Origin of the sequence: Cellulophaga algicola DSM 14237, from assembly GCF_000186265.1 — a bacterium.
GTDB classification, from domain to species: Bacteria; Bacteroidota; Bacteroidia; order Flavobacteriales; family Flavobacteriaceae; genus Cellulophaga; species Cellulophaga algicola.
Genome location: NC_014934.1, coordinates 1,813,235 through 1,834,795, shown reverse-complemented (window position 1 = coordinate 1,834,795; position 21,561 = coordinate 1,813,235). Strand labels below are relative to the sequence as shown.

Below are 21,561 nucleotides of genomic sequence, written 5' to 3'. Positions count from 1 at the left end.
TAAAATTATCTTATAATGTATAACCAGCCTGTTCTTGATTTTTCAGTATCTTCTCCTAAGTTTAAGAGGTAATAATAGGTGCCAGATGGTAATTTTTCTTCACGCCCAATACGCACCCCATTTTTAGAAGTTCCATTCCAATTATTTTTATAATTTTTAGCTTCATAAACTTTAGCTCCCCACCGATTAAATACTTGTAGTGTGTTATTAGGGTACTTATCAATACATTCAATAAAGAAGAAATCATTTGCACCATCATTATTTGGAGAGAACTCATTGAAGACTGTTAAGCATTCTTCTTGAGTAACTTCAGGAGTAACCTCATCCCGATCATTACTCATATTTGTATCGATTTGGTCTACATAAACTAGCGCTACAACATTAGTGTAATTAGTAAATTCTGTAACACCCACGGTCATTTCTAATACTGCAGTTTCGCCTATTTCTAATAATGGAATATCCCACATACCTATAGACTCATCATAAGTACCTAAACTTTGTGTATGATTAATCATTGTATACCCAGCAGGTAGCACATCTTCTAGTCCAATATTAGTAGCAGCGTAAGCACTATTATTTAATACGGTAATGGTAAAAGTTACTAAATCGCCTACATAGGTCTGCTCTTTATCTACCGTCTTTAAAACTTCAAGATCTACTGTAGGTGCATTAATACTAAAATAAGCCTCATCATCTTCACTTTGATCGCCATTGTCATTATTAGGCGTTGAATCTGGGTCAAATTGATCAGAAGCCGTAATTTGAGCTATATTTTTATATTCATCTAAGGTATTCGAAGGTACATTTACACTTACTTCGTACGATAAAACTTGAATACCAATTGGTACATTAACTAATTGCCATTCAATCGTATTTCCAGAAACTACTCCCCCATTATTCACTGTATTCAATGTATATCCTACTGGTAAAACATCCATAACAGACACATTAGTTGCAATTCCAGGACCTACATTTTCTACGGAAATTTCAAAAGTGAATGAGTCACCTGCATTTGGGTTAGAAACGGAGCTAGCACTAATTGCCTTAGTCAAACTTAAATCAGCAGGAATTAAATCTAAAATCGTATTATCCTCATCATCTTCACTCTGGTCTCCATCATCATTATTTGGTGTAGAATCCATATCATATTCTGTAACTTGAGTAACTTGAGCACTATTTAAATATTCATTTGGAACATTGGTTGGAATATTCACGATTGCCTCAAAAGATATTGTTACACGATCCCCTGAGAGAATCGCTAAGCCATCCCACGTAATGGTATTACCCACTTGTGTTCCTCCATTGGCAATGGTACTTACAGAAAAACCGATAGGTATATAATTAGCAATACTAATATTAGTGGCATTTGCTGCTCCCGTATTGGTAATTTCTATAAAAATAGTAACGAGTTCACCAGGGTTCGCCGTTGAAGGAGAAATTGAATTTACAAGCTCCAAATCTACAATTAGAGGAGCTACACTTATACTATCTTCATCATCTTCGCTCTGATCCCCATCATCGTTGTTTGGCATTGAATCTGGATCATAGCTTAATGCGTTAGTCACCTCTGCACTATTTATATACTCAGTTGGATCTGATGTAGGCGCGTTAACAGTGGCCATGATATCTAATGAAACAGAAGCACCATTTATTAAATTAGGAAGAACCCAATCGCCAGTTGCTGCATCATAAGTGCCATTAATACCATTTGAAGAATTACTAGCATATGTATATCCAGATGGCAATAAATCTTTTACCACTACTCCAGCTGCAGCATCTGTAGGACCATCATTGTTTACCGTTAAAGTAAAAATAACAGGATCTCCTACATTGGGCGAAGCGTTATTTACCACTATAGTTAAGCTTAAATCTGAGGTTTCTGCTACCGTAATCGTTACAGAATCCGTACGCTCACAACCATTAGTATTGGTCCCTGTAACCATATATGTTGTAGTTACCAATGGAGTTACAGAACCACCATCAGTTGCGCCATTATCCCAAATATAACTTGATGCCCCTGACCCCGTTAGAACAACACTCTCTCCTGCATTAATAGAAGTTTGTGATGCATTCGCCACTACTACAGGTAATGCATTAATCGTTACTACTATTTCTGAACGAGGACTTTCACAACCGTTTGCATTGGTCTGGCTAACATAATATGATGCAGTGCCTACTGCTGCTGTGCTTGGTGTTGGTGCTGTTGTACTTCCTGTACCACCTGTGGCTACAGTATACCATAACAAATTAGTCCCACTCGCCGATAAAGCACTTGCCGTATCATTTTGACAATAAGCAATAGCACTCGCCGTTGGCGCCGTTGGTACTGCATATTGAGTGATTGAAACTGCTCTTCGGGTACTACTGGTACATCCCGTTGTAATATTTCTTGCCTGCGCATAAAAAGTAGTAACGCCACTTCCTAAACTTGCAGGTTGATAACTTAATGATCCTGTGCTAATAGCAGTGCCACCACTGGCAATGGAATACCAATCTACAGTCTCACCAGAATTTACACCTACCGAAATTGTCGGAATTGTATCATCTACACAATACGCTAGGTCACCACTAGCTACTCCTGGAGCAGCTACTACAGGACAACTGCAGTCCGGTGCCGTAACACTTAATGTATTTGCACATGTTGTGCTTCCGTTTGTTACCGTAATAACAATATCAGTACCTGAATTTACTCCAGATATCGTCCAATTATTACTTCCATTATCTGTTACTGTTCCTGCGGTACTTGTTACTGTTCCCGTATTTACATTTACAGAAACGGAATAAGTCGTTAAATCTGTAGAACATGTGGGCGAACTTGAAGTACTTATTGTTGGCAATGGATATATTGTCACTACTATTTCTGAACGTGGACCCTCACAACCATTGGCATTGGTCTGACTTACATAATAAGATGTATCGCCTGCGGTTGTAGAACTTGGCGTTGGTGCTGTTGCACTTCCTGTACCACCTGTGGCTACAGTATACCATAATAAATTGGTGCCACTTGCCGATAAGGCACTCGCCGTATCATTCTGACAATACACCACAGGACTAGTTACTCCTGGAGCTGTTGGTAATGCATTAATCGTTACTTCTATTTCTGAACGTAGACTTTCACAGCCATTTGTATTGGTCTGGCTAACATAATATGATGTAGTGCCTACTGTTGCCGTGCTTGGTATTGGTGCTGTTGCACTTCCTGTACCACCCGTTGCAGCTGTGTACCATAACAAATTAGTACCACTCGCCGATAAAGCATTTGCCGTATCATTTTGGCAATAGGCAACGTCACTCACTGTTGGAGCCGTTGGTAATGCATTAATCGTTACTACTATTTCTGAACGTAGACTTTCACAGCCGTTTGCATTTGTTTGTGTTACATAATATGACGTAGTACCTACTGTTGTTGTATTTGGTGTTGGTGCCGTTGTACTTCCCGTACCACCTGTGGCTACAGTATACCATAACAAATTGGTACCACTTGCCGATAAGGCACTTGCCGTATCATCTTGGCAATAGGCAACGTCACTCACTGTTGGCGCTGTTGGTTGTGGATATACTCTCACTACTATTTCTGAACGTGGACCTTCACAACCGTTTCCATTGGTCTGACTAACATAATAAGATATAGTACCTACTGTTACTGTACTTGGTGTTGGTTCCGTTGCATTTCCTGTACCTCCTGATGCTACAGCATACCATAATAAATTGGTGCCACTTGCCGATAAGGCACTCGCCATATCATTTTGGCAATAGGCAACGTCACTCACTGTAGGCGCCGTTGGTAATGCATTAATCGTTACTTCTATTTCTGAACGAGGACTTTCACAACCGTTTGCATTGGTCTGGCTAACATAATATGATGTAGTGCCTACTGTTGCCGTGCTTGGCGTTGGTGCTGTTGCACTTCCTGTACCACCCATTGCAGCTGTGTACCATAACAAATTAGTACCACTCGCCGATAAGGCACTCGCCGTATCATTCTGACAATAGGCAATAGCACTCGCCGTTGGCGCCGTTGGTACTGCATATTGAGTGATTGAAACTGCTCTTCGGGTACTACTGGTACATCCCGTTGTTATATTTCTTGCCTGCGCATAAAAAGTAGTAACGCCACTTCCTAAACTTGCAGGTTGATAACTTAATGATCCTGTGCTAATAGCAGTGCCACCATTCGCAATGGAATACCAATCTACAGTCTCACCAGAATTTACACCTACCGAAATTGTCGGAATTGTATCACCCACACAATACGCTAGGTCACCACTAGCTACTCCTGGAGCAGCTACGACAGGACAACTGCAGTCCGGTGCCGTAACACTTAATGTATTTGCACATGTTGTGCTTCCGTTTGTTACCGTAATAACAATATCAGTACCTGAATTTACTCCAGATATCGTCCAATTATTACTTCCATTATCTGTTACTGTTCCTGCGGTACTTGTTACTGTTCCCGTATTTACATTTACAGAAACGGAATAAGTCGTTAAATCTGTAGAACATGTGGGCGAACTTGAAGTACTTATTGTTGGCAATGGATATACTGTCACTACTATTTCTGAACGTGGACCTTCACAACCATTGGCATTGGTCTGACTAACATAATATGATGTATCGCCTGCGGTTGTAGAACTTGGCGTTGGTGCTGTTGCACTTCCTGTACCTCCTGATGCAACAGTGTACCATAATAAATTGGTACCACTTGCCGATAAGGCACTCGCAGTATCATTCTGGCAATACACCACAGGACTAGTTACTCCTGGAGCTGTTGGTAATGCATTAATCATTACTTCTATTTCTGAACGTAGACTTTCACAACCGTTTGCATTGGTCTGACTAACATAATATGATGTAATGCCTACTGTTGCCGTGCTTGGTATTGGTGCTGTTGCACTTCCTGTACCACCCGTTGCAGCTGTGTACCATAACAAATTAGTACCACTCGCCGATAAAGCATTTGCCGTATCATTTTGGCAATAGGCAACGTCACTCACTGTTGGAGCCGTTGGTAATGCATTAATCGTTACTACTATTTCTGAACGTAGACTTTCACAGCCGTTTGCATTTGTTTGTGTTACATAATATGACGTAGTTCCTACTGTTGCTGTATTTGGTGTTGGCGCCGTTGTACTTCCCGAACCACCTGTGGCTACAGTATACCATAATAAATTGGTACCACTTGCAGATAAGGCACTTGCCGTATCATTTTGGCAATAGGCAACGTCACTCACTGTTGGTGCTGTTGGTTGTGGATATACTGTCACTACTATTTCTGAACGAGGACTTTCACAACCATTGGTATTGGTCTGACTTACATAATAAGATGTAGTTCCTACTGTTACTGTACTTGGTGTTGGTGACGTTGCACTTCCTGTACCTCCTGATGCTACAGCATACCATAATAAATTGGTGCCACTTGCAGATAAGGCACTCGCCATATCATTTTGGCAATAGGCAACGTCACTCACTGTAGGCGCCGATGGTAATGCATTAATCGTTACTTCTATTTCTGAACGAGGACTTTCACAACCGTTTGCATTGGTCTGGCTAACATAATATGATGTAGTACCTACTGTTGCCGTGCTTGGCGTTGGTGCTGTTGTACTTCCTGCACCACCCGTTGCAGCTGTGTACCATAACAAATTAGTACCACTCGCCGATAAGGCACTTGCCGTATCATTTTGGCAATAGGCAATAGCACTCACTGTAGGCGCCGCTGGTAATGCATTAATCGTTACCACTATTTCTGAACGAGGACTTTCACAACCGTTTGCATTTGTTTGTGTTACATAATATGATGTAGTGCCCACTGTTGCTGTATTTGGTGTTGGCGCCGTTGCACTTCCTGTACCACCTGTGGCTACAGTATACCATAACAAATTGGTACCACTTGCCGATAAGGCACTTGCCGTATCATTTTGGCAATAGGCAAGGTCACTCACTGTTGGCGCTGTTGGTTGTGGATATACTGTCACTACTATTTCTGAACGTGGACCTTCACAACCGTTTCCATTGGTCTGACTTACATAATAAGACGTAGTACCTACTGTTACTGTACTTGGTGTTGGTGCTGTTGCATTTCCTGTACCACCCGCTGCAGCTGTATACCATAACAGATTAGTACCACTCGCCGATAAGGCACTCGCCGTATCATTTTGGCAATAGGCAACGTCACTCACTGTAGGCGCCGTTGGTAATGCATTAATCGTTACTTCTATTTCTGAACGAGGACTTTCACAACCGTTTGCATTGGTCTGACTTACATAATATGATGTAGTGCCTACTGTTGCCGTGCTTGGCGTTGGTGCTGTTGCACTTCCCGTACCACCCGTTGCAGCTGTGTACCATAACAAATTAGTACCACTCGCCGATAAAGCACTTGCCGTATCATTTTGGCAATAGGCAATAGCACTCACTGTTGGAGCCGCTGGTAATGCATTAATCGTTACCACTATTTCTGAACGAGGACTTTCACAACCGTTTGCATTTGTTTGTGTTACATAATAAGACGTAGTACCTACTGTTGCTGTATTTGGTGTTGGTGCCGTTGCACTTCCCGTACCACCTGTGGCTACAGTATACCATAACAAATTGGTGCCACTTGCAGATAAGGCATTTGCCGTATCATTTTGGCAATAGGCAACGTCTGTAACAGTTAGAGCCATTGGCAAAGGATTTACCGTTAGTGTTTTAGTTTCTGAAATTGCATCTGCACAACTTGCAGCAGCACTAGAAACCACTAATCTGTATCTTGTATTCGTTAATGATACTGGAACTGAATTTATCGTTAATGTATTTGTTGAAGTCCCACTATAAGGGCTTACCTCACTTAAATCTGACCAATTTGAGCCATCAAATGATTGCCATTGATAGGTGCTTGTATTTATTGCGGTAACCGTAAAAACTGCATCTTCATTCTCACAAACTTCAACATTATCAGGTTGATTCGTTATTACTGGAGGATCATTAACAATAATTCTTAACCTTCTTCTTAAACTTTCACAATTAGCAGCCGTTTGCGTTTGTGTAACCCAATAATCTGTTATACCTGCCGTAGTGGTTAACGGAATTGTATTTCCTGAAATAACATTACCTCCAGATGCTGCATCATACCAAATTAAATTAGCACCTGTTTGAACATAGTCATCTAATTGCTGTGCAGTATCTCCAACACAATAATTAACAGTATTTGCTACTAATGTGGGACTTGCCGGTAGCGCATGAACAATAACCTCTACTGCTGTTCTAGGGCTAATACACCCCGTAAAGGCACTCGTTTGTTGCACATAATAGAATGTACTGCCTGCTGTAGTTGTCGTTGGTACTGGATCAGAAGTATATAATGTACCCCCTGTATTCGCATCATACCATTGCAATGTGTTTCCTGAATCGCCCGTAGCTTGTAAAGGAACTGCCGTATCACCTACACAATATTCTAATGGAGAATCTGCAGTTGGTGCAGATGGTAATGGAAATTGATATAAATCTATAGATATAAATGTATCACTTGAACAACCGTTGGCATTCACAGAATAAACAGAAAAATTTCTAAATAACTCTGTGCTAGTTGGTGCTGTATATGTTGTTGTGTTAGAGGCTACGAGGTTTCCTTCTGTATCATACCAATTGGCCGTTTCTCCAACAGCTTCATCTACAGATACTGTCATTTCTGGCGGAGTATCTCCCTCGCAATAACTATATTCAGAAGCTCCGGTTGGTGGATTTAAATCATTTTCAACAGTAATAGTAAAAGACTTCGTCGTAAATTGATCATTGGCATCAAACACTCTATATACGATAGTAGTTGTACCAATATCAAACTCATCTCCATTAACCTTTCCGTTACCATCAGATCTAGTGGCAGAAAACTCTGCTAAGACACAATCTGTATCCGTTAAATTTGTAACTATCGTACCTGGTAATAAAAAATCATCTAAATAAGCAACTTGCGTTGTATTATTAAATACACTTGAGGAATAGCGAATTTTAATTCTATAATTCCCTGTAAGTATAAAAGGAATGTTTTCTTGATGAACAGCTGTATCTGTATACACTTTACTAAAAAAATCTGTTTGAACCACAGCATCATCTTCATCTAGAATATCTATGTGAATTTGAGCATTGTTCCCTACCGTGTTTATAACATGAGAAAATGAGATTTCACCTTCCCCATTAAAATACATTGTAGGCGTAACTAAAGTACTTGTATAAAATGAAGCTATAGATAACGAGTTTGCTACCAAATTCCTACTTCCATTTACTTGACCGCCATTCCCTATAGACGTTTTAGTAAAAACATAACATTGATTTAAGAAAGATTCAAAATCCTGAAGTACAGGCGCTTCACCTTCACCCGCAGGACAATTATCAGAAACTGTTGGTTCTGCCCAAGAATGCGTAGCTGTACAGGTATTAGGATCCGCAGTTAAAGTAATATTAGAAGGAAAAGTATCAAAAACAGGCTTTTCATTGTCTTCTACAGTCACATTAAAAGTACATATGCCAACTTCACCAGCTGCATTTTCAGCACGATAAATAATAGCCGTAGTACCAGGAAGAATATTGTCTCCTGGTTGGTAATTACTGGTTACAGTTACCGCATCTGAAGATGCCGTTGGAGGATTCCATGTTACAGTCCCTCCACACTCACCTGTAGTATAGGTAACTTGTACGTTTAAAGAAGTAGCGTCACAACCTGTAAAAGTTGGCGGTACAAAAGCAGCAACTTCGCTACTCACAGCTATGGTATTCCCTAATACCAAATTAGTATCTATAGTGCTAAAAGACAGGTGAATAACAGATAAAAATACGAGTAGAATTAGTTTTTCAGAGATTAAGCTTCTATTCATGGATATTTAGTGTTATGACCTTGAGGCTACCTATATGCAATAGATTAAAAGCATACAGCTAAACGGTTTATTATTAGGTTATAACGCCAGTAATAAAAATCTCGATATAAATTGAATTTCCATTTGTTGTGAAGTAATTCATATTGTATACCTATCGTGAAAAAAGTGTTGTTTCCTACAAAATTATAAATTCAAAACCCCTGTAAAGCATTGATTCTTGTAGGAATAATCGACAAACTACACTTAATTAATATCCATAATTTATAGCAAATGCTATTTTTTTAAGTCGATGAAAAATTTGCACAAAAAAAAGCCTTTGAAATAATCAAAGGCTTTTTTTAAAAAATGAAGTAGTATAAACTTATTTTTTCTCTTCTATTTTATCTGTTGAATCCTCTTCCTTCGAGGCATCTTTAAACTCTTTAATACCACTACCCAAACCACGCATTAATTCAGGAATTTTTTTCCCTCCAAAAAGTAATAATACAAGTACTACTACAACCGCAATTTGCCATGGCCCGATCATTCCTAAAAAAATATTTGAAACTATCATAGATTAAATTTTAGAACCACAAATTTACTAAAAAAGTATTACACATGGTGTTAATATTTATGTACAGTATTATAATTTTTAAAAAAGTCCATAATAATTTGCCAAACGTATACAAATTACAGTTTAGTATTTATAAATTCGATGTAATTATTAAAAGTATTTTATCGCAATAAGATTCTAGGTTATATTTGTGTAGTATGGCAAAAAAGAAGAAAAAAGGAAAAGAAATTAAAAGAAAACTTCTTCATAAGTATCGTTTGGTTATTTTAAACGAAAACACTTTTGAAGAAAAAATATCTTTTAAGCTCAGTAGGCTTAACGTATTTATTACAGGGTCTATATGTATTGTTTGTTTAATTGCCCTTACCACATTGTTAATTGCATTTACTCCATTGAGGGAGTATATACCTGGGTATTCCTCTACAAAACTAAAAAGACAAGCCACAGAACTGACTTATAAGTCTGACTCTTTAGTGACTGTTTTAAACTACACTAATAAATATTTAGATAATATTAGAAAAGTTTTAAATGGTGATATCGCAAATAACCAAATGAATAGAGATTCTTTATTTGAACAATTCAAACTAGACCCTGCCAGTGTAGATTTGACCCCAATAAAAGAAGATTCTATTTTGAGAGCACAAGTAGAATTAGAAGACAAATACAATTTATTTGAGCGCACTGATAAAAATGTAAATCAAATTTTATTTCCTCCTATAAATGGGAGTGTTTCTCAGGATTATGACCCTAAAACAAAACACTATGCCATTGATATCGTTGCCGCAAAAGGAACTCCTGTAAAATCTGTAGCAGATGGAACCGTTATATTTTCTGAATGGACTTCTGAAACAGGCTATGTAATTATAGTTGAACATAAAGAAGGCTTACTTTCTGTTTACAAGCATAATGGTTCATTAAGTAAAGCACAAGGAGATTTAGTACGAGCTGGAGAAGTTATTGCATCTGTAGGAAATACGGGAGAACTTAGTACTGGACCGCATTTACACTTTGAATTATGGAACAATTCTAGTCCCGCCAATCCAAGAGATTATATTGATTTTAAATAATTTTACATGTCTATAAAGTCTTTAGCTGCCAAAATTTTCGCAAGAAGAATTGCAAAAAAAACTCAAAAGTGGGTTAATAACCCAATAATCACTCAAGAAAAACTATTAGCAGGACTTATTGAAACTGCTAAAAACACAACATTTGGAAAAGATCATGATTTTTCAGAAATAAAAAACCATGCTGATTTTATAAAAAAAGTACCCGTAAGAGATTACGAAGAACTTAAACCATATGTAGAAAAAGTTGTAGCAGGGGAGTCTGATATTTTATGGCCCAATAAACCCATTTATTTCGCTAAAACTTCAGGAACTACGTCAGGCGCAAAATACATTCCGATTACAGAAACATCGATAAAACATCAAGTAGAAGCATCTAGAAATGCTATCTTAAATTATATCGACGAAACAGGCAAAGCCGATTTTGTAACTGGTAAAATGATTTTTTTACAAGGAAGCCCCGTTTTAACAGAGAAAAACGGAGTTAAACTTGGTAGGTTATCAGGCATATCTGCCCATTATGTACCTAATTATTTACAAAAAAATAGACTCCCAAGTTGGGAAACCAATTGCATAGAAGATTGGGACACCAAAGTAAATACAATAGTTAATGAAACTATACATGAAGATATGACCGTAATAGCAGGCATCCCTTCATGGGTACAGATGTATTTTGAAAAATTAAATACTGTTGGAAACAAAAAAATAGGCGAGCTTTTTAAAAACTTTAACCTCTTTATTTATGGCGGAGTAAATTATGAACCCTATAGAGCTAAGTTTGAAAATTTAATCGGCAGAAAAGTAGATAGTATTGAGCTGTTCCCTGCTAGTGAAGGTTTTTTTGCCTACCAAAATTCTCAGAAAGAAAAAGGGATGTTATTGCTTCTAAAATCAGGTATATTCTATGAGTTTATAAAATCTGATGAATTTTTTGAAGCAAATCCGAAGCGTATTACTATCAAAGATGTTGAAATTGGCATTAACTATGTGATGATTATTTCAACAGATGCCGGTTTATGGGCATACAATCTAGGAGATACTGTTCAGTTTACCTCCTTAAAACCTTATAAAATAATTGTATCTGGAAGAATAAAGCATTTTATTTCTGCCTTTGGGGAGCATGTTATTGGTAAAGAAGTAGAATCTGCGATGCAAAAAGCAATTGAAGAAACAGATGCTCGTGTGAATGAATTTACCGTTGCACCCCAAATAACACCTGAATTAAATGAACTACCCTACCATGAATGGTTTATAGAGTTTGAGAAAGAACCTTCAGACCTTGCAAAGTTTATTTCAATTCTAGACCTAGAACTACAGCAACAAAATAGCTATTATTTTGACCTTATTGACGGTAAAATACTTCAAACCTTAAAGATAACAAGCATCAAAGAAGGTGGGTTTCATGAGTATATGAAATCCATCGGTAAATTGGGCGGACAGAATAAAGTACAGCGCTTATCTAACGATCGTAACGTGGCAAACGAGTTAAATACGCTTAAACGCTAGGTTACTATAAAGTTTTCATTTGGATAAGAATTATAAATCTGAATAATAAATCGTAGTTTTACAAGAATTTTTCAATACATGAGCAAGACAACAAATACCACTAGAGCGCAAGAATCTACGAATGCTATTGAGCGTTTGTATATTACCATGCGTCATTTATTCAATCGTGGTTTTTATAAACCTATGGGTGTTTCTGGAGAAACGCTTCGTAATGCATTACTTCAGTTAAGACCAGAAATTTATGGAACAATTGCTGAGGAAAAAGGAGAATTGAGTGGTTTAATATATGTTTTAGAACGTTTACCAGAAGGAATAGAACAGTGTAGATTTATTAACCTTACCTCTGATGAAGGATATGGTAAATCGCATTTTGAAGCCATTGTTCCTCCAAAAAGAAGACGTAATTGTTATCGTATCGATGACGAACAAATGAACATCGAGATTACTAGAGGTAGGTCTGATATCTATGATATACTAACGCATTTAACCTTCTTATTCATAGAATCTCATAAAATTGCAACCCGCGTAATTATTGAAGATACCGGGAATACAATTCGTGATTGGGGAAAATTAGAAAATGCGATAAGCAAATCAAAACTTACCCAAGCAGAACGAGAAATTGCTATAATTCATACGGCAAATATTCTTGGACGCTCTTTTGCAGAAATCATCGAAGTTTATGAGAAATTTGCAACTAAGAAGAATCCAGATCGTTTTCTAAAGATTATTTACTGGCTAGGAAAATTAGCCATTGAAGAAGAATTAACAGGAGACAAACGTGCTATAACCTTTACGCCTCTATTGAGAGAGCGACTAGGACACCACATTCACGGAGAACGTTGGTCAGATGCTATAAAAGAAACCTTAAATACAGCTGGTTTATTAGATAGGCCCATCCATATTATAAGTGCCAACATGCACAGTGTGATGAATTCTTTATTTGCTAGAAAAGCATTGAAAAAAGAATTCCCTAATGATGATTCTTTAGAAATTTATGAGAAACTAAGTTCATCTGAAAACGCAGAACTAAGAAACAAAGTAACTGCCGTTGCCATTAAGAATGGAATGATCGCTATTGATGATGTTTCGGGTACTAATATAGACGTTCAGATATTTGATACCGCCAAATTTACGGATGATGTCTGCAGCTACTCTTTCGAAAAAGACCTCCCAAGTGAGAAAAAACCTATTATATTTGTAATGGATTACGCTTTTGGAGAACAAGCTTACGAAACTATAGATGAACTATTAAAACCTTATAAGGTTAAGAAAAATCAGCCTGTTTTTATAGATGTTCACTCTATTTCCATTATGGGAAAGGCCGGAATATTAGAAGGCGGAAAAGGTGATTTAATGATACCAACAGCGCATGTATTTGAAGGAACAGCAGATAATTATCCTTTTAAAAATGAATTAACTGCCGACGATTTCAAGGGCAATGGATTGAAGGTTTTAGAGGGGGCTATGATTACCGTTTTAGGAACTTCGTTGCAGAATAAAGATATCTTGAAATTTTTCCACGCCTCTACCTGGAACGTTATTGGGTTAGAAATGGAAGGTGTACATTATCAAAAAGCAATACAATCTGCTTCAAAAGTACGTAAAAGTATACGTGAAGATGTAAAAGTTCGTTATGCATATTATGCCTCTGACAACCCATTAGAAACAGGGAGCACTCTAGCTTCTGGCGGATTAGGTACCACGGGAGTAAAACCAACCTATTTAATTACTGATAAAATTTTAGAACAAATATTTAAGTCATAAGTAAGCATGAACAACCAAACACCACAACAACCTTCTTCAAATTCTGATGAAGTAGACTTAGGGCAATTATTCCATTTAATTGGAAATGGTATTAAGAAACTTTTCCGATTTATTGGTGATATTTTTAAAGGGATTTTTGGCGCAATCATAATTTTCTTACAATTCATACAAAAACACTTTATCAAATTTGCTATTGTTGCTGTTATCGGAATAGCAATCGGAGTCTATCTTGATGTTAATAAAGAACCTGCTTACCTTTCTACCATGGTTGTAGAACCCAACTTTAATAGTGTCCAACAACTCTATAATAATATTAATTTTTATAATGAATTAGCCAAATCAGAAGATTCTATTGCCTTAGCGGAAGCATTAGATATTACCCTAAAAGAAGCCAGTTCTATAAAAAAATTCACTGTGGAGTCCTATTCTGATGAGAATCAGAAAGTTCAATTGTTTGATAAATTTGTAAAAAGTTTAGATACTACCACACAAAAAGCGATAGATATGGAAGCATATCTTAAAAATTTTAATTCATTAGATGCGCGGTTTCATACCATTGCTCTGATAGCCACGAACAATGGTGTTGGAAAAAAAATTCAAGACGCAATTATCAATTCAATTTCAAGGAATGATTATTTCAATTTACAGAAGGACATCAGTGATATCAACATCAAACTACAGGACAGTATATACGGCAAGCAAATCACTGAAATAGACTCTTTACAGCTTTTATACAAAAGAGTTATGCTCAAAGAAGCAGATAAACCTATGCAAGGCACCAACATAAGTCTTGGAGAAGGTGGAAGTAAAGACAATAAAGAACTTTCGTTAATTAATAAAATGGAGGAACTTAAAGAAAGCCTTGTCTTATTAAATGAAGAGAAAGCCAATAAATCTAGTATATTAAATGTGATCTCTGCATTCCCGAGAAAAGGAGTTGAAATTAAAGGAATCTGGAATAGCTATAAGTTTTTAGTTCCTACAATTCTATTAGGGTTAGCGCTATTTATATTAGGCTTATTATCACTGAATAAATATCTAAAAAATTATACTAAACATTAATCCATGAATATTCTTATTACAGGAGGAGCTGGTTTTATTGGCTCACACGTTATCCGAAGAATGGTCCAAAATTATCCAAATTATAACATCTATAATTTAGATGCATTGACATATGCTGGTAATTTAGAGAACTTAAAAGATATTGAACATTCAGAAAATTATACATTTTTAAAAGGAGATATTACAGATGCTCCTTTTATAGATGCAATCTTCAATAAATATAAGTTTGACCGAGTAATCCACCTTGCTGCAGAATCACATGTGGATAGATCTATTACAGATCCTCTTTCCTTTGTGAAAACAAATGTGATAGGAACAGTAAATTTATTAAACGCATCTAAAGAACTATGGAAAGAAAATCTAGAAGGAAAACTTTTTTACCATGTTAGTACAGATGAAGTTTATGGTTCTTTAGGAGCAACGGGCTTATTTACGGAAACAACATCTTATGATCCAAATTCACCCTATTCCGCATCCAAAGCAAGTTCTGACCACTTTGTACGTGCTTATGGTGAAACTTATAATTTGCCTTTTATAATTTCTAATTGTTCCAATAATTATGGACCAAATCATTTTCCTGAGAAATTAATTCCACTTTTTATTAATAATATAATTAATAAAAAAAGTTTACCGGTTTATGGAGATGGCAATTATACTAGAGACTGGCTCTATGTTGAGGACCATGCTATAGCAATAGATTTAGCCTTTCATGAAGGAAAAAATCATGAAACCTATAATATTGGAGGGTTTAATGAGTGGAAAAATTTGGATTTAGTCAAACTGCTATGCAAATTAATGGATACTAAATTGAAGCGTCCTGCTGGAGATAGTGAAAAATTAATCACTTATGTTAAAGATAGACCAGGTCATGATTTACGCTACGCTATTGACGCTACCAAAATAAATAAAGAATTAGGTTGGAAACCATCAGTCACTTTTGAAGAAGGTTTATCTAAAACCATAGATTGGTTTTTGAATAACAGAGATTGGCTTGAAAATGTTACTAGTGGTTCTTACAAAAACTATTACATGAATATGTATCAAGAATAAAAGTCACAAAAAACTCATTAAAATGAAAGGAATAATTTTAGCAGGAGGTTCTGGTACACGTTTACACCCATTAACTTTATCCGTAAGTAAGCAATTGATGCCTATTTATGATAAGCCAATGATTTATTACCCGTTGTCTACCCTGATTTACGCTGGAATAAATGAAATATTAATCATTTCAACCCCTAAAGATCTTCCATTGTTTGAGGACTTATTAGGCGATGGAACTAAATACGGTTGTAGATTTGAATATGCTGTCCAAGATGCCCCTAACGGCTTAGCTGAGGCTTTCATCATAGGAGAAGAATTCATTGGAACTGATAAAGTTGCATTAATTCTAGGAGATAATATATTTTATGGTTCTGGATTAGCCAAATTATTACAATCAAATAATGACCCTGACGGTGGTCTTATCTATGCCTATAGAGTGCATGATCCAGAACGTTACGGAGTGGTAGAGTTCAATGAAGAAGGTAAAGCAATTAGTATTGAAGAAAAACCATTAGAACCTAAATCAAATTATGCGGTTCCAGGAATCTATTTTTATGACAATGAGGTTGTAAATATTGCAAAGAACATAGCTCCTAGTCACCGAGGTGAATTAGAAATTACAGATATCAATAAAGTGTATTTAGAAAAAAACAAATTAAATGTTAGTATTTTGGATAGAGGAACAGCTTGGCTAGATACAGGTACCTTCCAGTCTTTAATGCAAGCATCTCAATTTGTTGAAGTTATTGAAGAACGTCAAGGCTTAAAAATTGGAACCATTGAGGGCGCAGCCTATGAAATGGGGTTCATAAACAAAAAGCAATTGATAAAACTTGCAGAACCCCTAATGAAAAGTGGGTACGGAAAAAATCTTCTAGGCATACTAAAAAGTAAATAATGCAAGTAAAAGAAACCTATTTAAAAGGCTGTTTCGTAATAGAACCAAAGAAATTTGAGGATGATCGCGGTTACTTTTTTGAGAGCTTCAACGAAGAAAAATTTAATGAGTTAACTGAAACCGAAACAAAATTTGTGCAAGACAATCAATCATACTCAACAAGAGGCGTCATAAGAGCTATTCACTACCAAAAAGGGATATATGCTCAAGCAAAATTAGTTCGTGTATTAAAAGGCACCGTATTAGACATTGCAGTAGATCTTAGAAGAGACTCTTCGACATTTGGCAAGCATTATGCTATTGAGCTTTCTGAGAAAAATAATAAACAATTATATATTCCGAGAGGATTTGGTCACGGATTCTCTGTATTAAGTGATACTGCAGTATTTTTCTATAAATGCGATAATTTCTATAATGCGGCGTCCGAAGGTGGAATTATATATAACGATGAGGAATTAAATATAGATTGGAAGGTTGAGGATAAGTATTTAAAAGTGTCGTCAAAAGATTTAATCCTACCAAAATTTAACAACGCTAAATTGTAATGAAAAACTTCAAAAACATTTTAGTGACAGGTGCCAATGGGCAATTGGCGCGTTGCCTAAAAGATGCTTCCAGAGATTATCCTAACTATAACTTTTTCTTTAAAACTTCAAAGGAATTAGATATTACAAATGAAAAAGAAATTCAGACGTTATTTACTGAATTAAATTTTGACTATTGTATTAATTGTGCTGCTTATACAGCGGTAGACAAGGCTGAAGATGACAAGGAAAATGCTTTCTTGGTGAACGCAGAAGGCGTAAAATTTTTAGCCAAAGCCTGTAAAAGTTTTGAAACCGTTTTAATTCATATTTCAACAGATTTTGTTTTTGATGGAACAAAAAATAGCCCATATACAGAGAATGACATAACAAACCCAATAAATGTATATGGTGCATCAAAATTAAAAGGGGAAGAATATATCAAAAATATATTAGAAAATTATTTCATTATACGAACTTCTTGGGTTTATTCAGAGTTTGGAAATAATTTCGTAAAAACAATGCTCAAATTAGGCAAGGACAGGAATAACCTAAGTGTAGTTGACGACCAAATAGGTTCTCCTACTTTTGCAGAAGATTTGGCAAGATTAATACTGGAAATTATAGATTCTAATTCACTTGAATACGGAATTCATAATTTTAGTAATGATGGAGAAATAAGTTGGTATGAGTTCGCCCAAGAGATATTTCAGGAAAGTAAAATAAGTATTGAATTAAAGCCATTAAAATCTAGCGAATATCCAACCAAAGCAAAACGTCCAAAATATAGCGTTCTAAGCAAATTAAAAATTAGAAATGCTCTGTCCACAGAAATACCATTATGGAAAAATAGTTTAAAAAAATGCTTAGTATCTTTAGAGCAAGATATAGCTAATAAGAATAGCTAAAAAAAGCTATACTATTTAGCATGAAAAAAGCGAAATTTAGTAATATTGGAAAAGATAAAAAAGTCGTACTTAAAAATGCTGGCTTTTTAACAATAATGCAAGCGACTAATCATTTGTTGCCATTAATGGTTTTACCTTATTTATCTAGAATTTTAGGTCCAGAAAAATTCGGAGTTATTTTTTTCGCTCAAATTTTTATAAATTATTTTATGATATTATCAGACTATGGTTTTAACTTTATTGGAGTTAGGCAAATAGCCCAAAATAGAGGAAACAAAAAGGAATTAAATAATATAGTTTCTTCTATTTATAATTTAAGAGTGCTATTTGGAATCATAGGATTTGTAATTTTATATATTGTAGTAAGCTCATTCTCTAGATTTCAAGAAGATAAAATGATTTATTTCTATACATACGGGATGGTTATAGGAAACATTTTATTACCTACTTGGTTTTTTCAAGGAATTGAAAAAATGAAGTATATAACTATTTTGAATTTTATATCAAAACTAGGTTTCACAATATCCATTTTCTTTCTAATTAATACCCAACAAGATTATATTTACGTACCATTATTAAATTCAGTAGGGTACATTTTATCCGGAATAATTGGAATCGGACTGTTATATAAAAAGTATAATATTTCTATTTTTTTAGTTAAATGGAATAGAATAAAAGACCAATTAAAAAATGGTTTTAGTGTTTTTGTTTCTAATTTAAGTATAACCGCATACACTAGTACAAATGCTTTTATTTTAGGAAATATGGTTAGTAATGATATAATGGGGTACTACGGAGGAGCAGAAAAAATAATTCAACCTTTTAAATTTTTATTTTCCCCGATATACAATGCAACATATCCATATTTTTCGGGTCTTGTTGTTAAAAATAAAAGTAAGGCCTTAAAAGAGATGAAATGGGGTGTTTTTAGCTCTTTAATTATAGGCACGATACTATTTGTTTTAATCCTTACTTTTTCTGAGGAAATTATAACATTAGTTTTAGGTAAGGAATTCTTAAGTGGATTAGATATCTTTTATGTTTTTTCAATTCTTATTTTGATTACGCCAGTATCTTACTTTTTGTTTAATGTAGTTTTCCTTTCACTTTCCTTAGAAAAATATTCGATGAAAATTTATTTATTTGGAGGTATATTTAACATATTCATTCTCTTAGGTTTAATTTATTTTATGGGATCTCCTGCAATTGCTGCAGCCTTATCAAATGTGTTAACCCAAGTGTTAAATTTGGTTTTAGCATCAATCGTTTTAATAAATTATTTAAAAAAAGAATAAATAAAAATGAGGAATAACATTTATGTATTACACGAAAGGGGTACAGTCTCACATTTTATAGGGCTAGAGTATTATGCTTCGACAGTAAATGCTGATGTTCAATTTAGAGAATTTTCAATAACTAGATTTCTATTGAAAAGTATATTTAGATTAGATTATAATTTATTTATAAAACAAATAAAAAATATTATTTTTTTAATCAGTCTTTCTTTTACAAGTAAAAGAACGGTAATTGTGGGCATTGCTCCGCTCGATTGGAGAATGGTTTTTTTAAGATTTTTATTAAAAGGCCATAGAGTTTTTTATTTCACATCATGGTCAGATTGGAGTGGGAAATATTACCCAAAAAAGAAACTCAACTCATGTCATTTTATAAGGAAAACTTGGAGAAAGTTTTTGGAAGAGGATATTACAGGAGTTTTTTCAGTAACAAATACAGGTTTAAAAAGCCTAACAAAGCATTATAAAATAAAAGTATCAACAAGTGTTGTGTACCATTCTTACAAGAAATTAGAAACCCATGCTATACCAACAGAATTTTCCGATAAGATAAAACTAATTTATGTTGGTCGGTTGGTTAAAGAAAAAGGAATAAAAGAATTAATTGAATTAATAAAAAAACTAGATCCAACAAAATTTAGTTTAACAATTGTTGGTGCAGGAGAATTGAAGCCACTAGTTGAAAAGAATGCTAAAGAAATTAGCAATATAGAATACAAAGGCTTTATATCTTCTAAAAAAGACCTTTGGAAATTGTTTCACGCTCACGATGTACAATTACTCTTTTCTCGAAAATCTGATAGGTGGGAAGAACTCTTTGGGATGGTTATTATTGAAGCAATGGCAAATGGCGTTATTACTATCTCTACAAATCACTCTGGTCCAAAAGAGATAATTGACCACAATATAAACGGTTTTATTATTCCAGACGACAGCTCACTAATAGAAAACACAAAAGAGATTCTGGAAAATAAATTATCAAACTTAGAATATTTAAAAGAACAAGCTGAAATAAAGGCTGTTAAGTATTCTGCGAAGAATATATCTTTTAAATGGAAAAGCTTATTAAATGAATAGTCTTAAAGTTAATATAATACTAGTTAATTATAATACAGTACCCGATACTATTGAGTGTTTGGAAAGCATATTAAAACAAGACTATAAAAACTACCAAGTGTTCCTTATTGATAACTCTAGTAAAGAAAAAACTATTGAGGAATTAGAGAGTTGGTGCAAAGGGGATTACATGGAAAATATTGAAACTAATTTTCCGGAATATGTTTACCCCTTAAAAACAGGCTCAATACCATTTATCTCTATTACTGAGAATGAGTTGGTAGGAAATAAAAAGTGTGAAGAAAAAATAATTCTTGTAAAAGCAAATAAAAATGATGGATTTGCTGCCGCTAATAACATTGCTCTAAATCATTTAAACCGTAATAGCATAGAGGAACATATTTGTTGGTTACTTAATAACGACACTGTAATAAGCCCTTACTCGATAGGTTCTTTAGTAGATTTTTATTTTCTTAAAGAAAAACCGGGAATTATAGGGACTTCCTTAATGGAATATAGTGATAAAACTAAAATACAGGCTATTGGGGGATTATATAATTCAATTTCATCTAAACTTAGAGTTCCAATAGATGCAGAGGAATTTTATGCCTCTAAACAGATTAAATACCCTAACGGAGCATCTATGATAGTTTCAAAGGAATATTTAAATATAGTTGGCAGTATAAGTGAGGAATATTTTCTTTATTTCGAAGAATTAGATTGGATTCTTAAAGGGAGAATGAAAGGTTTTTCTCCGGCATTTTTAGTTCAAGAATTAGTTTATCATAAAGGCGGAGCATCTACAGGAAAAAATAGTGAATTAGCTGATTATTACTATTTAAGGGGTAGATTATTGGTAACCTTGAAATTTTTTAAAAAATATAGTTTAATTGTATTTGCTATTTCCTTGATAATGTTTCCATTGAATAGAATTTTAATAGGCCAAATAGCTAGAATAAAAATTTTGTTTAAAGTTTTTGCTGATTTATTCGGTTGGCTAAAAGGAAATGAATTAAGAAAGTTTAGAGGTTAATATGAATA

Annotated in this window: 13 protein-coding genes; 11 read left to right on the top strand and 2 right to left on the bottom strand. The window is 35.0% G+C overall.

Annotation, left to right across the window (positions count from 1 at the left end):
* Positions 1–5: 5 nt before the first annotated feature.
* On the bottom strand, positions 6–8,849 hold the full coding sequence (locus CELAL_RS21425) for an Ig-like domain-containing protein (protein ID WP_013550383.1): 8,844 nt from the start codon (positions 8,847–8,849) through the stop codon (positions 6–8).
* Between the two features lie 361 nt (positions 8,850–9,210).
* Positions 9,211–9,402, bottom strand: a complete 192-nt coding sequence (tatA, locus tag CELAL_RS07895) for a twin-arginine translocase TatA/TatE family subunit (protein ID WP_013550382.1) — start codon at positions 9,400–9,402, stop codon at positions 9,211–9,213.
* Between the two features lie 197 nt (positions 9,403–9,599).
* Here tatA and CELAL_RS07890 point away from each other — a divergent pair, with 197 nt between their 5' ends.
* The 11 genes from CELAL_RS07890 (at position 9,600) to CELAL_RS07840 (ending at position 21,553) form a co-directional block, all read left to right on the top strand.
* On the top strand, positions 9,600–10,469 hold the full coding sequence (locus tag CELAL_RS07890) for a M23 family metallopeptidase (protein WP_013550380.1): 870 nt from the start codon (positions 9,600–9,602) through the stop codon (positions 10,467–10,469).
* Positions 10,470–10,475: 6 nt separating this feature from the next.
* A complete protein-coding gene (locus tag CELAL_RS07885; protein WP_013550379.1) occupies positions 10,476–11,972 on the top strand; it encodes a GH3 family domain-containing protein in 1,497 nt (498 codons plus the stop codon).
* 78 nt (positions 11,973–12,050) lie between these two features.
* Positions 12,051–13,736 (top strand): DUF6909 family protein, encoded by a 1,686-nt coding sequence (locus tag CELAL_RS07880; RefSeq protein ID WP_013550378.1) that lies wholly within the window; start codon positions 12,051–12,053, stop codon positions 13,734–13,736.
* A gap of 6 nt (positions 13,737–13,742) precedes the next feature.
* Positions 13,743–14,798: a hypothetical protein gene (locus CELAL_RS07875; RefSeq protein ID WP_013550377.1), complete on the top strand. Its 1,056-nt coding sequence runs from the start codon at positions 13,743–13,745 to the stop codon at positions 14,796–14,798.
* Between the two features lie 3 nt (positions 14,799–14,801).
* The gene (gene rfbB / locus CELAL_RS07870) at positions 14,802–15,848 is read left to right on the top strand and encodes a dTDP-glucose 4,6-dehydratase (RefSeq protein WP_013550376.1); all 1,047 of its coding nucleotides are present in this window, start codon (positions 14,802–14,804) and stop codon (positions 15,846–15,848) included.
* Between the two features lie 22 nt (positions 15,849–15,870).
* Complete coding sequence (gene rfbA / locus CELAL_RS07865; RefSeq protein ID WP_013550375.1) at positions 15,871–16,737, top strand: glucose-1-phosphate thymidylyltransferase RfbA; 867 nt, start codon at positions 15,871–15,873, stop codon at positions 16,735–16,737.
* On the top strand, positions 16,737–17,282 hold the full coding sequence (gene rfbC / locus CELAL_RS07860) for a dTDP-4-dehydrorhamnose 3,5-epimerase (protein ID WP_013550374.1): 546 nt from the start codon (positions 16,737–16,739) through the stop codon (positions 17,280–17,282). The genes rfbA and rfbC overlap by 1 nt, the downstream gene beginning before the upstream one ends.
* Positions 17,282–18,169 carry a dTDP-4-dehydrorhamnose reductase gene (gene rfbD / locus CELAL_RS07855; RefSeq protein WP_013550373.1) on the top strand — a complete coding sequence of 296 codons (888 nt, stop codon included), beginning with the start codon at positions 17,282–17,284 and terminating at the stop codon, positions 18,167–18,169. The genes rfbC and rfbD overlap by 1 nt, the downstream gene beginning before the upstream one ends.
* Positions 18,170–18,189: 20 nt before the next feature.
* Entirely contained in the window at positions 18,190–19,464 is a 1,275-nt protein-coding gene (locus tag CELAL_RS07850) for a flippase (RefSeq protein WP_013550372.1), read from the top strand.
* 132 nt (positions 19,465–19,596) lie between these two features.
* Positions 19,597–20,541 carry a glycosyltransferase gene (locus tag CELAL_RS07845; protein ID WP_169311402.1) on the top strand — a complete coding sequence of 315 codons (945 nt, stop codon included), beginning with the start codon at positions 19,597–19,599 and terminating at the stop codon, positions 20,539–20,541.
* Complete coding sequence (locus tag CELAL_RS07840) at positions 20,534–21,553, top strand: glycosyltransferase family 2 protein (RefSeq protein WP_013550370.1); 1,020 nt, start codon at positions 20,534–20,536, stop codon at positions 21,551–21,553. The genes CELAL_RS07845 and CELAL_RS07840 overlap by 8 nt, the downstream gene beginning before the upstream one ends.
* The last annotated feature ends 8 nt before the right edge of the window (positions 21,554–21,561 follow it).

What these genes read in the sequence shown, in the direction of transcription:
- CELAL_RS07880 (WP_013550378.1), top strand. Translation starts at nt 12,051, where the DNA reads ATGAGCAAGACAACAAATACCACTAGAGCGCAAGAATCTACGAATGCT.
- CELAL_RS21425 (WP_013550383.1), bottom strand. Translation starts at nt 8,849, where the DNA reads ATGAATAGAAGCTTAATCTCTGAAAAACTAATTCTACTCGTATTTTTA.
- rfbB (WP_013550376.1), top strand. Translation starts at nt 14,802, where the DNA reads ATGAATATTCTTATTACAGGAGGAGCTGGTTTTATTGGCTCACACGTT.
- CELAL_RS07890 (WP_013550380.1), top strand. Translation starts at nt 9,600, where the DNA reads ATGGCAAAAAAGAAGAAAAAAGGAAAAGAAATTAAAAGAAAACTTCTT.
- tatA (WP_013550382.1), bottom strand. Translation starts at nt 9,402, where the DNA reads ATGATAGTTTCAAATATTTTTTTAGGAATGATCGGGCCATGGCAAATT.
- CELAL_RS07885 (WP_013550379.1), top strand. Translation starts at nt 10,476, where the DNA reads ATGTCTATAAAGTCTTTAGCTGCCAAAATTTTCGCAAGAAGAATTGCA.
- CELAL_RS07875 (WP_013550377.1), top strand. Translation starts at nt 13,743, where the DNA reads ATGAACAACCAAACACCACAACAACCTTCTTCAAATTCTGATGAAGTA.
- CELAL_RS07850 (WP_013550372.1), top strand. Translation starts at nt 18,190, where the DNA reads ATGAAAAAAGCGAAATTTAGTAATATTGGAAAAGATAAAAAAGTCGTA.
- rfbD (WP_013550373.1), top strand. Translation starts at nt 17,282, where the DNA reads ATGAAAAACTTCAAAAACATTTTAGTGACAGGTGCCAATGGGCAATTG.
- rfbC (WP_013550374.1), top strand. Translation starts at nt 16,737, where the DNA reads ATGCAAGTAAAAGAAACCTATTTAAAAGGCTGTTTCGTAATAGAACCA.
- CELAL_RS07840 (WP_013550370.1), top strand. Translation starts at nt 20,534, where the DNA reads ATGAATAGTCTTAAAGTTAATATAATACTAGTTAATTATAATACAGTA.
- rfbA (WP_013550375.1), top strand. Translation starts at nt 15,871, where the DNA reads ATGAAAGGAATAATTTTAGCAGGAGGTTCTGGTACACGTTTACACCCA.